A 271-nucleotide genomic window follows, 5' to 3' on the forward strand; every position below is an offset into this window, starting at 1 on the left:
ACGTCGGGCCGCGACGCTGGGAGCGGCGACGGGGGAGCCGGTGCTGGCGTTCGCGGTGATCCCGAAGAACAACGAGGCGTACGCCCGCGACCGGATCCTGGAGCGGCTCCGGGGCGCGGTCACGTCGATCGCGCCGGACGCGGCGTTCGACCACGAGGTCGTGGGCAAACACGCCCGGAGCGGCCGGATCGCCACCGCGATCCGCGAACGCGCCGAGGGGGAGGGTGCCTCGGTCGTGTTCATCGGCAGCGAGAACGCCGGCCACATCGTC

1 pseudogene is annotated in these 271 nt (G+C 73.4%); it reads left to right on the forward strand.

Annotated elements, in window-relative coordinates:
• Positions 1–271, forward strand: a pseudogene (locus AN233_RS17205) (universal stress protein); the annotation flags it as partial.

It is taken from the genome of Haloparvum sedimenti (assembly GCF_001462205.1).
Taxonomy (GTDB): domain Archaea; phylum Halobacteriota; class Halobacteria; order Halobacteriales; family Haloferacaceae; genus Haloparvum; species Haloparvum sedimenti.